A 13,637-nucleotide genomic window follows, 5' to 3' on the forward strand; every position below is an offset into this window, starting at 1 on the left:
TTATGTTAAATCTGATTACTCAATCCTACTCTTCATGACTATCAACTGCACTGGGTTAACTGGATCATTCGAAAAGATATAAATATTTCGTTGATCAATCCCTTTTCTACCGATTGGATCAAGCACGAGCGAAAGTTCCATACTTTCTCCGGGATTTAGTATATCCTTTGCTGCTTCAATTTTTAGACAATCACAGTTTCCTTGAATTTTTCGGATTTCCAGCACTTGACGTCCTTTGTTAGTCAAGGTTACGGTCCTTCGGACTACAGTTCTGGAGCTTATTTCTTTAAGGTCAATTTCTTTTTGATCAATGAAAAGCTGTGGAACCTCATTCAGATCGCTTCGTGGTACAGGAGGGAAATATTCAAAAAGATCAGCAATCAACTCAAGCTTAATTTCCGATCCTGGAATATTTTCCCAGCCAACCGAAATTTCATCTTCAAAATACCCCAAGTCATTTCGGATTTCAGCATCGTATCGAATCATAAGGAGACCACGCTCCTTGGGCCTAACAAATTGCTGAACTTGAGAAACTCGAATATAATTGGGTGTCTGTGAACGGAAAGCCCCTTTATCAAGCAAATCTTCCCCTTTGTTAAAAAACTCCACATACTTGATTTTGGGCTCATTGTCAAAAACATCACCCATGTTGACCGTACGTAGGCGAAAACCTAAAAATCCCTTGCTTACCGGGTAGGAACGCACCACGTCATTCGGATAGGGAATGGAGACACCTTCTAGATATAGCGAGTCTTGAACACCACTTAAATTCCCTGTTACCACGATCAATTTTGAGAAATATCCTGCTGCAGATGTCGGATCAAAAGAGATTTTCAGCTTCCCCGTTTCACCTTTTTTTAAGGAATCTTTTGTGAATTCTACAGTAGTACAGCCACATTCCAGCCAAACATCCTTGATGACAAAGGCTGAATCCTGAGTATTAGTGAACTCAAATTCAGTAGATTGGAGACCTTGCTCTTCCAACACAGTACCGATATCGAGCTTATTGACCTTCCAGATCAATTTGGGAACTTGGGATTCTTGGGCATTAGTCCCTTGGGGGAAATTGGCCAGAACTAAAAAAAAGATTAGAGTGATTGCAAAACGGATCATAAAGCAATTAACGCATAATTTCGCCTCGAATCTACCTTGATTTGCTTAATTTGCGCCAAAATAACGCAAATGGCAAGAGTACTTACCGGCATTCAAAGCTCCGGTCGCCCACATCTGGGAAACATTTTGGGAGCAATTGTACCCGCGATTGACTTGATCAATCAGAATAAAGAAGAGGCTTTTATTTTCATTGCAGACCTCCATTCCCTCACGTCGAGCAAGGATGGTGAACTTCGGAAACAGAACACGCTTGCCGTAGCAGCTGCATGGCTTGCTTTTGGTTTGGATATAGAAAAAACCACCTTTTACCGTCAGTCTCATATTCCGGAGGTAGCTGAACTGACTTGGTATTTAAACTGCTTCACGCCCTATCCTATGCTAGCCAATGCTCATAGCTTTAAGGATAAAGCTTCCCGCCTAGCTGATGTGAATGCCGGATTGTTCACCTATCCAGTGTTGATGGCTGCGGATATTTTGCTGTATTCCGCTGATTTGGTTCCTGTCGGAAAAGATCAGCTTCAGCACCTGGAGATGACTCGGGATATTGCCACCACTTTTAATCGAATTTTGGAAGAGGACATTTTGACGATTCCTGAAGCCCGAATCAGCGAAGAGGTGAAAATCATACCCGGCACCGACGGGCAAAAGATGAGTAAATCTTACAATAATTACATCGATATTTTCCTCCCGGAAAAAGAACTAAAAAAGAACGTCAACAGCATCGTGACCGACAGCACTCCGCTCGAGGAACCCAAGGATCCGGATACCTGCAACGTATTCAAACTTTACAGCCTTCTTGCTACGAATGAGCAAACTGAGAAAATGAGAGCCAATTACCTCGGTGGAAACTACGGTTACGGGCATGCAAAGAAGGAATTCATGGAATTGATTCTGAGCAAATATTCCAAAGAGCGGGAAACATTTAATTTCTTCATGAATAATCCGGATGAAATCGAAAATAGGCTTGCCGCAGGAGAAGAGAAAGCAAAAGTTGTAGCCTACGAGGTCTTGAATCGAGTAAGGGTGAAGTTGGGATTTAGGTAGTTTATTAAGTAACTTAATTTTTTCATTTTATAAACTTTGAAATGATATTCGGATACTTTGATTTCCTGCTCATTGGGTTATTAATATTTTTAAATATTAAATTTTGGAAAAAACAACTAGACGGCAATATTGGATGCTTTTTAGTGTTTTTTTTGTTTGGAATTTTAATTCCGCTCGTTTCTCAAATAATTGAAGTACATCGAATAAGTATATCCACTGGAATAATTGATTCTTTTGAAATTCTATACACTTTTCTTAGGTTTCCTATTTATTGGTTAATAGGAATTCTTCAAACAATTTTAATTTCTCTAAAAAAGCAAGAGGTCATAAACAAAAGCTTCCTAAATGATTTGAAAAAAGCTGAACTCCTAGCTTCAAAATCCAACAAGTGTTTCCCCTCAGGGAAATATTTATCAGCTAAAGAATTTCATAAAGATCTTGTTGATGAAATCACAAAATTTGAAAAAGGTGACAGTGATACAATAGATAATTTATGGCGTTGGTTTGCACCAACATGTCAATGGGATGATTATGTGGGAGAAATCGATTTGGGTGAAAAAATTTTTCAAAAACTTAACCATTTGAAAAATTTGAAATCCTAAGTAAAAACTATAAATTATTTTATACAATAATTTCTTATCATTACTTTACTTCCCTAAAATACTCCCGGTCAAACACTCTGGAGTAAATCCAAACGGGAACCTTGTCATGGAAAGGCATCAAGTCTTTCAGCACAGCTTGCTGGGTTTGATGCGCTTGCATCACCTCCAAAGTTCGGGGAAAATAGGCTTGAGTCTCAATGGAAAAATCAGGTTTTGGCAAGCCCAATGCAGGATCTTCTGGATAGTTTCGTTGAAAGCCTGAAGAGAGTTTAAGCGCCAACTTCACCTGCTTTTTGCAAAGCGTAACCTGATACATCTCCTGAGGAGCAAACTCTGGTAGCCCCTTTTCTTCCAAAAAAATCTCCTCCACAGCCAAACCTGTCAAGCGATGGTCGGGATGACCATACAATCCCACTTTGGAATCATAACTGATCAGTACATCTGGGTCGATTTCAGCGATTATGCTTCTGATGATTTCTTTCAAGGAATCCAGTCCGATATTTTCCAAGCCACTATCCGGATAATTTTCCAAATGAAGTTCATCGGCCCCGATTATTTCGGCCGCCTTTTTCATTTCCTCCGATCTCAGACTGGCCAACTTCACCTCATCTTCGATTCCGGATGAGTTCCCCTTTTCTCCCCGAGTCAGACAGACCATCTGAATTTCATGGCCTTCATCCTTCAACTTCATCAGTGTTCCGGCGACTGTCACCTCATCATCTGGATGGGGGAAAATGACCAAAATCCGTTGTTTTTGATCATTTTCCACCAATTGATCCTGCTTAGGGATGTCATGATCGTGCAGCTGATTCCTACCGAAAAGAATCAAAAATACAGGAGACAGCAGCAGAATAAACCCTATTATCCCAAGCGAAACAATCAATAACTTCTTCATTCAAATCTCCTTCTGAGGTTTCCTAAGTAAGTAACTAGGTCACGGATGTCACGCTTGCTCAATTGCTCGCCCATAGGCGGCATGCTGGATGGGGCCAACTTAGTAGTTTTGATGTCTTTTCTTGGAATCAGCTTCTCATCGGTTCCAACTTTCACCGTTACACCTTCAGGAAGGTCCGTCATTAGGGTGCCAGAGACAGTTTCGCCGGAGTTCAGCTCCAGGGTGACAAAACCATATCCAGGTGCTAATCGCTTACTCGGCTCAACCAATGCAATCAATAGCTCCTCTTTGGAGAGTACGTTTCCTATGTTGTCCAATGCGGGCCCGGCATTTCCGCCCATGTCATTGTAGGCATGACATCGGATACATTGGGCAGTTTGATTTTCAAAAAATATGTTCCGGCCTCTCCTGCCATTTCCTTCGGCGAGGGCTCCGGCATATTTTTTCCAAGGTTCGTCTCCGGCCTTTTTACTTAGCAAGGCGGTGAATTCTGTCTTCAATTCAGCCGAGTTGGTTGCCTCGATTGCTTCCTCCAGTTCTATCCAAGTTCCCTCAGCAAGTTTGCCTGCATCAAAATCTGCTAGGATAGTTTTCCAGATCGGAAAATCCTTACTTCCTTCCAAGGAGGCCAAGGTCAGCAAAGCAGTTTGTTTTTCTGGTACAGTTCGCTTTTGAATAATATCCGTGAGTAGTGCTATTTTTTGATCCTGTGGAATGGTCGTTTCCGCCAATAAGGATAAGCCTGCCACGCGTACAGATTGAGAATTGTCTCCCATGGCTTGGGAAATAGCCTCACCTAGATTGGGAGCGTTCAATACCTTAAGAGAATTCAATGCCTGTATTTTCACTGGATCAGATGGATCTGATTTTAATTTAGTCAACAACAGATCAGCTACCTCAGTCATCCCGAGCTTTCCTGCAGCCTTTACGGACTCCAATCGCAAGGATTCCTGATTACTGCCAATTTGAGCTACCAGTACTGGTTTGACCTGATCTCTGATCAACTCTGGATCACGCGTCACTTCTCCTCGATGTCTGCCATCGACACGATCCAATAGTGAAGGTTTGGACCAAGTGCCGATCGCTGCCAAAGCCTCGGTTCTCAGAACTTCAGGCGAATTTGTTTTGGCAAGGTATGCGATCAAGTGATTCAGGTTCTCTTCTTTCCCTACACGTTGGTTAGCGCTGATTGCTCTTCGGATTAAAGGTTCATTTTGAAAGGACGTCGTGCTCAGCAGAGCTCCCAAAGCAGGAAGTGCTGCAGGAACAGAAAAATCATCATGAATCGCGCGAGCCGCCTCGGTGACGATCAGTTCTTCCGAATCAGATAGGAATTTGGCCAGTTCTGGCGACTCCAATCTTCTCAAAGCCAGCACTGCTCCCATTCTCACCGCTTTGGATGGATGGGTAGAAAGCGCTGCGATGGCATCTACTTTTCCGATTCGGGACAAAGCCAAACTAGCGGCATGACGGATGTAAGCGTCTTCGTCATTGTTTTCTTCCAAAAGCGAAATCAAAGGCTGAACTGCAGCTTCGTTGGCAGTTCTTCCCAAAGCCTCAGCACTGAAAAACCGAACTCGGGCATTTTCATCCTTTAGTCCCGCGATCAATTCATTCCCAGATTTGGTGTACTTGATGTCTCCAATCCACTTGGCTGCTTGCGCCTTGATCTCCGGATCGGAATCATTTAAAAGAGGCACAATCGCATCTGCAAAAGCCATGTCGTCAAGTCTCGCCAATTGACTCAAACCGACAATCGCATGTACTCTTGCCAATTGATTGCTTTTATCTTGAAGCACTTCTTTGAAAACAGCAGCACCTTTTTCACCACGCTTAGCCAATTCAAATTGCGCTTTTCTTCGAACGCGTTGATCTTCAAAATACAGTTTTGACTTTAGGTCATTTTCTGAAAGAACCTTGTAATCAGCCTGTAATTCGGTTTCCGTTTGCTTTTGCAAATCCCAACCAGCGGCGGTTTCATCCTTGAGTGTCCAAACTCTGCCGTAGTTTTTGTCATCCCAACCCGTAATAAAGTCGGCCATATACAGCGTGCCATCCGGGCCAAAATCCAATCCTGTAGCCAATAGACCCCCGATGATCTTTTCAGTTTTGGTCATTTCAAATGAAGCACCTTTCGGTTGGAGCTGGAAGGCATGGACTCCGGAGTTAGCCGGATTTCCCACAAATTCAGCCACAAAAAAGTGGTCTTTCCATCGCTCGCCTAGTCCTGTCCCTGGATTGAAAACCATTCCGGTCGGTCCGTTGACGTAATTTTGAATACATGGTGTAATGTAGGCTGCCTGTCCCTCCCATCTAGGGAGATACAACTTCTCGTCCATCCAGACCTTGTAGGTATTGTTATCCGGATCACGGTACTTTCCAAACTGCCAGTTGATTCTCCATCCTGTATCTGAGCCATTGGTCAGGTAAACCAATCGCTCCCGCTCCCCAGCATGATCCCCGTCATTGTCTACTGAGATGAGGTTATTGAATTGGTCAAAGGTAAATTCATGGGTATTTCTCACGCCCATGGCAAAAATTTCAAAATCACTTCCATCAGGATTAGCCCGAGCGATTACCCCACGATTGGGATATTTCCACTCGGTACCATCCGGGCCTTTGCCATTGAATCCGATATCTCCTATTCCCCAATAAATTCTACCATCCGGACCCATTTTGATTCCTGACATTCCATGACCTCCAAAACCAATGTGGATCCCGTAGCCATTGGACAAGGATGTCTTTTCGTCCATGATTCCGTCTCCGTTGGTATCCAGTAGTTTCCAAAGGTCCGGACCAACAGCGACATACAATGCCTCATCCGTTTTCATCAGTCCTCCAGCTACATCTGTCACCTCATCATTGAAGTCTTGCATCATGATTTGGGACCAATCTGCATATCCGTCTCCATCGGTGTCTTTGAGCTTGACTACCTCATTTTTTTCAAGAGTCATGTCTCGCCAGTCGTGTGATCCGTCACCATTCAAGTCTTTGAGCCAGGTATTTTCAGCAGATCGCTCAGGTGACAGCTCATCATGAAGAAAAGCCCGCTTATCCTCAATGGTTTGAAGCCCAATAGAGCGGATTTCCCAACTTTGGTGTCCGCGGATATCAAATTCTGAATTGTTTCTGCGTGGAGATCTGGAGTAGAATACTTCCCCCTGTTCATTCACTTGGAGTGAAATGGGGTCTTTGACCAATGAGTCCACTGCCCAAACTGAAAGCTGAAGTCCATCTACCAGAACAGGATTGATGGATTTCACTGCTGCCTCAGCGAGAGGGGTGATTTCTTCTTTTGTGAGGGTTTTGATTCGAAGATCGACAGGTTTCGACTCTTTGCACGATGAGACTAAGGTCAAAGCTCCTAGCAATACCGCCAGGAAAAAAGCGGGTTGATTTTTGGGTTTGAGCATAAAATAGGTTGATTCGAACCTCCAAAATAGAAAAAAGGAAAATCGAATGCTCGCCGTTAATATAAATGACTCCAAAAACAAAAATCCCGATCAAGGATCGGGATTTTGTTCACTTTAACCACTAACAACCATAAAACAAAAATAATAAAGATCAAAAGCAATTTCACTTTTGATCTAGTAGTCGGTACGGGAATCGAACCCGTGTTTTATCCGTGAAAGGGATACGTCCTAACCCCTAGACGAACCGACCATAACTTTTAAAAATTTCAACAGCACTAATTTAAAATAGTATAAATCAGCACTTTAGTAGTCGGTACGGGAATCGAACCCGTGTTTTATCCGTGAAAGGGATACGTCCTAACCCCTAGACGAACCGACCATTAAAAACCTCGAAAAACGTCCTTTTCCGAAAGGTTGTGCAAATATAGCTGGTCAGATTTACAAAGCCAAAATCAGTGCAAAAATTTCTTTGGGAATTACCCTAAAAACCTGAACCAAAGCCCTAAAATTTTGCTTAAAAAAGTCTCTCGCATTTAATTAATTTCGCCCAGCGAATAACCACACATGGTAAATCAAACTCCAAAAACGAAAATTGCTATCAATGGATTTGGTCGAATAGGGCGCTATACGGCCAAGCTACTTTTGTCACATCCTCAGCTTGAACTCGTTGCGATCAATGATCTGGCGGAACCTGCGGCAATAGCTCACTTGCTGAAATACGATTCAGTTCACGGGAAGTTTGAGGGAAATGTCTCGCTGGAAGAAAACATGCTCTACTTGAATGGCGAACCAATTCAACTCTTCTCCAAGTCAAAACCAGAGGAGCTTCCATGGAAATCACTGGACATAGACATCGTAATTGAATGTACCGGGAGATTTACCACCCAGGATGGAGCAGAAAAACATCTGAAAGCCGGAGCAAAAAAAGTAATCATCTCCGCTCCCGTTCAGGATGAAAGTATACCGATGGTAGTGTTGGGTGTAAATGATGCTATTTTAACCGGTTCTGAAACGATCATTTCCAATGCTTCCTGTACCACCAATTGCCTGGCACCCATGATTCAGGTATTGGAAGAAAGTTTTGGGGTAATCAAAGGATTCGCATCGACGGTTCACTCCTACACCAACGATCAAAACCTCCATGATGCACCACATCGGGATTTGAGAAGAGCGAGGGCAGCGGCATATTCTATCATTCCCACGACTACAAATGCGGGGATCGCACTAGACAGAATTTTACCGGGTTTAGCAGGAAAAATCGAAGCCTCTGCCATGCGGGTACCTGTTCCTGATGGTTCATTGACAGATCTGATCGTGGAATTAAAGCAGAATGTAAGTTCAGCACAAGTGAATGAGGCTTATAAACGAGCCGAAAACGGAATGCTGAAGGGTTTTTTGCAAGTAGAGTCAGACCCGATCGTATCGATGGACATCTTGGGAAATCCCCACTCTTGCATCATTGATGAGGCGCTGACTTCCTCCAAAGGCAACTTGGTTAAAGTCGTAGGCTGGTATGACAATGAATCAGGATACGCAAACCGACTGGTCAATCTGGTTCAAAAAATTTCCAATACCTAGGCCTTCACCCGGTTTAAGGCCAACAGCTTGACCAAAAATTTAGGAAGGTTTTTCTTCGGGTTTCTTTTCTTCAGGTTCAGGTATAAATTCCATTTCTGAAGAATAGGAACCCGATGTGTTTCCACAAATTCGATCAGGGTCTGATCACAATCCTCGAGATAGCCAAAATGCCCTGAAGCACTGCCCATATCAAAGCTATCCTGACTGTCCACGGTAAAAGGAAATCCGGCTTCGCCTGCTGTTCTTTTTAGGTTATTCATGCCATTCACATCCAGACAGCAATGGATAAATCCTAAATCTCCCCACAGTCGATCTTTGAAGATATGCCTTCCCCGCCGGTCTGTAGTTTGAATTAATTCAATCTGCGCTGGACAAAGAAGCGCCCCAAACGCTCCAGTATTGCATCCCTCAGGCATGGAAAGCAGCGCACGCTTGTAAACTGATTTTTCGCCGGGAAGGTCTGGATATATGCCTTCCTCATTATAATTCAAAACAGAAAAACCCAAAATGTCACGGTAAAGAGGGATTGATTTTTCGATATCAGAGACTCCGATGACTACCCCCAATACGCCTCCGGTGGGGGAAGAATTTTCTGAAAACCAATTTGTGGCCTCTACTACTTGAAAGACATTGCTAAATGGATCTTTGAGAAAAAATGATCCTACCCCGTTTGGCGTTTTTACTATATCTGAAAGCATCTCGGCACCCGATTTTTTCAAATGCTCAAAAGCCTTATGGATATCCCGAACCCTGATTTTGACAGCATAAATTCCCAGATCGCCTGCCAAAATTTCAAAATCTGTAGCATTGGGCGTTCTACTGGTAAACTGCCAAATCTCAAATCCGCCTCCTCCTTGCATGTTTAAAGCAAGCACAGCATGTCTGCTTTCTGCGATTCCATTGGTATATCGCGTCATAAGATTGGCAGTAGCCTCATCCTCAAAAACTGGCACATCCATCGAAAAGGCCTTTCGGTACCAAGACCAGGCTTTGTGAACGTCCTTGACTCCTATTCCTATTTGTTGTATCCCATTGATTTGGTAGGTGGATTCAGGAGCTTGAGCCATTAGATAGTAATGTTGAGTAGGATTTTTTCAGCTTTTCCGGAGCCATACCCAGATGAAACATCACGAATACATAGAGATTGACGACTTGTACTCTAAGCCAGGAATTATCCCGGTACTTTCGTGCAGAAACTGTCATGGTCTTCGGGACGATATAAAATTTTGTCCTACGCTTGATTCTTTTGACTAATTCAAAATCCTCCATGAGACAATATTTGGTATCGTATCCGCCTAAAGTATTGAAAAAATCACGGGATATAAACAACGTCTGATCACCACCTCCTGAAAATAGGCCATTGAACCGCGTAAACCATGAATTTACTTTCAATAAAAATGTGTCTGAATCAAATCGATACCGAAAACATCCAGCCTTATACCCTTTCACAACAGCGATCTGTAGGTCCTCTGCAAAAGACTGCACCGGCCTGGTATCTGCATGAACGAAGTAAAGCGTATTGGCTTTGGCCTGACTCGCACCGAGATTCAATTGATGCGCTCTCGATTTCACTTTTGACCTGAGCACTATTGCTCCAAGTCCTGCTGCCAATTGACAGGTATCATCGCTGCTCCCACCATCGGCTACAATTATTTCCGAGATAAATTCTCCTCCGTACTTCTTTAAATAAGGAATCAACTCTTTGATATTTTCAGCTTCATTCCATGTAGGAATGATGACTGACATTTTCATCATCTCCACTACTCCACTAATTTGATCAAATAATTCTTTATTGGGCTCTCCATCTCAGCCTTTACCATTATGCCATTTTTGTAATAATATCGATTGGTATTCCCGTTGATAGTGACTTCATACCCATTATTCTCAATCTTTTTCACTTTGGAAACCAAGCCAAAAACCTCTCCCAAGAAATCATCTCCTTCCTTTGGCTCGTGGAAGAAAAGCATCACGCTACTCAAGTAAAGAGGTTTTTTAATCGGTTTGGTGTTTTCAAACTTATAGGTAGACGCATTTACTTCATAAAAATCACCTTTCCACTTAATTTTTGATTCAAAATCCCCCTTATTGCTTGAAGAAAAGCTCTCCGTCCTGACTATCTGCTTGTCTTTGAGTCGGGTATCTACGGAGAAGTCCACATTTACTTTTCCAAAGAACCAAAAACTTACTTCACTACTCACTTGGTAAATCGTAGTATCCCTACTAGTGGATCGGTTTGCAGTCATTTCCCCTATTGAAAAGCCCAAAACAGTGATTTCATAATTTCGCTCAGTGGCAAAATTTTGAGCTTTTCCATCCTGGGCCGAAAATGCGAAAACCAAAAGGAGAAGTGCCAGTCTTTGGCTAACAGCAGCCCCCACCATCGTAGAAGTACGTTGAATCGGAAACATAAATATCATTTCTGCCCAAGTTATCAATTGCTGCGGCAGTTTTATCACAAATTGATAAAGGCTGATTATTCATGAGAATATGACCCTTTTGATCATCAAAATATTCCTCAGTGCCATAGTAGATGGCTGCCTTGCCCGTAAATACGCAAGGACCGTCAGCTGGCATGGGATCTTTGATGGCACAGACTTCTACAGAGTCCAAGAAAATCATCTCTTCGGTATCGTATTGACCGGGCGCCAGAATCCTGTATGGGCGCTTGGCGCGAATCTCCACCGTGGCAAAACCTGCGTCGGTAATCATCTTTAAGTATTCTTTGAGCGAGAGTGAGCCACTCAGGCATAGCGCTCTCAATCTGGAATCATTGCGGAGCGAGTCAGGCATCTGATTTTCCGTAATAGGATCACTCAATACCAAGCGACCATAAGGCTTGAGAACTCTAAACATTTCAGCCAAAGCCTGTTTCAAATCCTCCTGGGTGAAGATATTGAAAAGACAGTTTTGGGCAGCCACATCGATACTATTGTCCTCAACCGGAAGCTGAAGTGCTGTTCCTTTTCTCAGGTCAACGTAATCCCGCTGAAACCAAGCATTTTCTTTTTCTGCCAGTGAAAGATTCTGGTCACAGGCCGCAAGCATCTCATCGACTACATCTATGCCGATAACTCCTGCCTTTTGTCTGGAAAAATAGGCAAACTGAAGCACCTCCATACCTCCCCCAACTCCTACATAGAGGACCTTTGGGTTATTGATCAGATCCCGGGGATGCACAGTACTTCCACAGCCATAATTCATCTCCTGCATGATCTTTGGAATCCGTAGTTCTGGCAGTTGCCAAATGGGGGTGGTAGTGCAGCAAAGTCCAACATCTGGCTTGAGGGCTGCCTGCTTGTATACATCTACCGTGGTGTCGAGGTAATTATTCATAAATGGAATTGGTTGGACTTTGGAATTGCTGCCAATCTTCCAAAGTGTCTATATCTGATAAAATTTTAAGGAACTCATAATCCAGCCCTATTGAATCTGCCTGATTCAGCGTATGCTCCAAAACCCGAACAGTGCTCCAAGGGATGTTTTTGAAGATTTCGGGAAAAAACTGACGCATTCCGATCAGGTAATACCCTCCATCTTTAGCCGGACCGATGACCAAATCCGTGTCGCTGAGGTGCATGAAGGCTTTGTTGAGATCCTCGGTCTTCAAGTAAGGACAATCTGTCCCGATGATCACGACGCTTTTGTATCCTTTGGCAAAAAGAAAAGCAAAAGCATTGCTCATCCGTTCGCCAAGACTCTCGCCTGATTGCACTTCAAAATTGTATCCCTCCAAGTTTTGATCTGATCCTGAAGGAATAAAATCAGAGTAAAAGAGAAATTTATCGACTTTCAAGCCTCTGACCTGCTGGTGCGTATAGTCTGTAAGCCATTCATATACCTCGAGTGCTTTTTTATCCCCAATGGATGCACCGAGTCTTGTTTTGACTTTTCCCAAGACTGCATTTTTCTGAAAAATGAGTAAAGCAGCATGGTTCATGACGTGGCTCCTCCGCAGCTTGAACCCGCCCCAGCCGTGCATCCGAAACAGTGATTATTTATTACAATAGATCGATCAGCAAGGGCTGAAGAATCCCAATTAGCCAAATGAATTGAGTTTGATACGTTGACTTTTAAATCAAGCATTTGATTGAAATCACAATCATACAGGTACCCGTCCCAACCAATTGAAATTGTATTTCTACACATGACTCCTAGTGCAGCCATCGGATTGAATGCGGCGAGAAGCTTTTCCATGTAATTTTCAAAATTGTCAGACCGGAGCAGGTATTCCAAAAACCTTGAAATCGGAATGTTGGTGATGGCGAAAAGCGAGTTGAACTCCACAGCAAACTTGTCCAAAAGCTTCTTTTTGAATTCCATCTCCAGCTCATGTTGGGAACCGGGCAAGAAAGCTCCAGAAGGATTGTAAACTAAATTCAATACCAAGCCGGTACCTTCTTTACCATAACCAACCTGATTCAGGAGTTTTAATGCAGAAATGGACTTTTCAAATACTCCATCGCCTCGCTGCGCATCAGTTTTCATGGCAGAGAAATACGGAAGCGAGGATACTACCTCGACCTGATTTTCTCTGAAAAATTCCGGTAAGTCATTGAACTTAGGATTAGCTAAAATGATCGTCAAATTGCAGCGAACGATGATTTTAATGTCTGGTCTACACGCTCGGATTTCGGTTACAAACCATCGGAAATCCGGATTCATTTCAGGTGCGCCTCCTGTGAGGTCCACGCAGTTGAGCGAGGATTCTTTTTGGATCACATCCAGACATAGCTTCATGGTATCCCTGGTCATGATTTCTTTACGGTCAGGACCAGCATCTACATGACAATGCTTGCAGACTTGATTGCACATCTTGCCCATATTGATCTGGAAAATCTCCAACTTCGTAGGCATCAAGGGAAAAAGTCCTATTCGATCCAAATGATGCTGGAAGTTTGCTTTATCACCTCCAGGATGTCTTGATTCCAAAACGTCCAGTTCTTCCTCTGGATCAGCTAAAGCATGCAATTGTGCTTTGAGTGATTTCATCTA

The 13,637-nt window shown here is 43.1% G+C and carries 12 protein-coding genes and 2 tRNA genes; 3 read left to right on the forward strand and 11 right to left on the reverse strand.

The window, feature by feature from the left end; translation table 11 throughout:
* Positions 1 to 15: 15 nt before the first annotated feature.
* Positions 16 to 1,113, reverse strand: a complete 1,098-nt coding sequence (locus DK188_RS05925) for a DUF1573 domain-containing protein (RefSeq protein WP_111669893.1) — start codon at positions 1,111 to 1,113, stop codon at positions 16 to 18.
* A gap of 69 nt (positions 1,114 to 1,182) precedes the next feature.
* Between DK188_RS05925 and trpS the strand changes: the two genes are divergently transcribed.
* Both trpS and DK188_RS05935 read left to right on the forward strand, forming a co-directional pair.
* Positions 1,183 to 2,157, forward strand: a complete 975-nt coding sequence (trpS, locus tag DK188_RS05930; protein ID WP_111669894.1) for a tryptophan--tRNA ligase — start codon at positions 1,183 to 1,185, stop codon at positions 2,155 to 2,157.
* A 41-nt stretch (positions 2,158 to 2,198) separates the two neighbouring features.
* Entirely contained in the window at positions 2,199 to 2,759 is a 561-nt protein-coding gene (locus tag DK188_RS05935) for a hypothetical protein (protein WP_111669895.1), read from the forward strand.
* Positions 2,760 to 2,799: 40 nt separating this feature from the next.
* Here DK188_RS05935 and DK188_RS05940 read toward each other — a convergent pair whose 3' ends face one another.
* The 4 genes from DK188_RS05940 to DK188_RS05955 form a co-directional block, all read right to left on the reverse strand.
* Complete coding sequence (locus DK188_RS05940; protein WP_111669896.1) at positions 2,800 to 3,654, reverse strand: PIG-L deacetylase family protein; 855 nt, start codon at positions 3,652 to 3,654, stop codon at positions 2,800 to 2,802.
* Positions 3,651 to 7,067, reverse strand: coding sequence for a HEAT repeat domain-containing protein (locus tag DK188_RS05945; RefSeq protein WP_111669897.1), 3,417 nt, complete (start codon positions 7,065 to 7,067; stop codon positions 3,651 to 3,653). The genes DK188_RS05940 and DK188_RS05945 overlap by 4 nt, the downstream gene beginning before the upstream one ends.
* Before the next feature lie 178 nt (positions 7,068 to 7,245).
* Positions 7,246 to 7,317 (reverse strand) — tRNA-Glu (locus DK188_RS05950).
* 57 nt (positions 7,318 to 7,374) lie between these two features.
* A tRNA-Glu gene (locus DK188_RS05955) sits at positions 7,375 to 7,446 on the reverse strand.
* Positions 7,447 to 7,631: 185 nt separating this feature from the next.
* Between DK188_RS05955 and gap the strand changes: the two genes are divergently transcribed.
* A complete protein-coding gene (gene gap, locus DK188_RS05960; RefSeq protein ID WP_111669898.1) occupies positions 7,632 to 8,645 on the forward strand; it encodes a type I glyceraldehyde-3-phosphate dehydrogenase in 1,014 nt (337 codons plus the stop codon).
* Here the strand turns inward: gap and DK188_RS05965 are convergent.
* Genes DK188_RS05965 through arsS form a run of 6 tightly spaced genes read right to left on the reverse strand, consistent with a single transcriptional unit; the run spans position 8,642 to position 13,634 of the window.
* Positions 8,642 to 9,712: a VOC family protein gene (locus DK188_RS05965; RefSeq protein WP_111669899.1), complete on the reverse strand. Its 1,071-nt coding sequence runs from the start codon at positions 9,710 to 9,712 to the stop codon at positions 8,642 to 8,644. The genes gap and DK188_RS05965 overlap by 4 nt on opposite strands.
* On the reverse strand, positions 9,696 to 10,400 hold the full coding sequence (locus DK188_RS05970; protein WP_232825683.1) for a TIGR04283 family arsenosugar biosynthesis glycosyltransferase: 705 nt from the start codon (positions 10,398 to 10,400) through the stop codon (positions 9,696 to 9,698). Before DK188_RS05970 ends, DK188_RS05965 begins: the two co-directional genes overlap by 17 nt.
* A gap of 5 nt (positions 10,401 to 10,405) precedes the next feature.
* The gene (locus DK188_RS05975) at positions 10,406 to 11,053 is read right to left on the reverse strand and encodes a DUF6134 family protein (RefSeq protein ID WP_198672972.1); all 648 of its coding nucleotides are present in this window, start codon (positions 11,051 to 11,053) and stop codon (positions 10,406 to 10,408) included.
* Positions 11,007 to 11,978 carry an arsenosugar biosynthesis arsenite methyltransferase ArsM gene (gene arsM / locus DK188_RS05980; RefSeq protein WP_111669901.1) on the reverse strand — a complete coding sequence of 324 codons (972 nt, stop codon included), beginning with the start codon at positions 11,976 to 11,978 and terminating at the stop codon, positions 11,007 to 11,009. Before arsM ends, DK188_RS05975 begins: the two co-directional genes overlap by 47 nt.
* Positions 11,971 to 12,582, reverse strand: coding sequence for a TIGR04282 family arsenosugar biosynthesis glycosyltransferase (locus tag DK188_RS05985; protein ID WP_198672973.1), 612 nt, complete (start codon positions 12,580 to 12,582; stop codon positions 11,971 to 11,973). Before DK188_RS05985 ends, arsM begins: the two co-directional genes overlap by 8 nt.
* Positions 12,579 to 13,634 carry an arsenosugar biosynthesis radical SAM (seleno)protein ArsS gene (gene arsS / locus DK188_RS05990; RefSeq protein WP_111669903.1) on the reverse strand — a complete coding sequence of 352 codons (1,056 nt, stop codon included), beginning with the start codon at positions 13,632 to 13,634 and terminating at the stop codon, positions 12,579 to 12,581. The genes DK188_RS05985 and arsS overlap by 4 nt, the downstream gene beginning before the upstream one ends.
* Between the last annotated feature and the right edge of the window lie 3 nt (positions 13,635 to 13,637).

The sequence above is a fragment of the Algoriphagus litoralis genome, assembly GCF_003259255.1.
GTDB lineage: Bacteria > Bacteroidota > Bacteroidia > Cytophagales > Cyclobacteriaceae > Algoriphagus > Algoriphagus litoralis.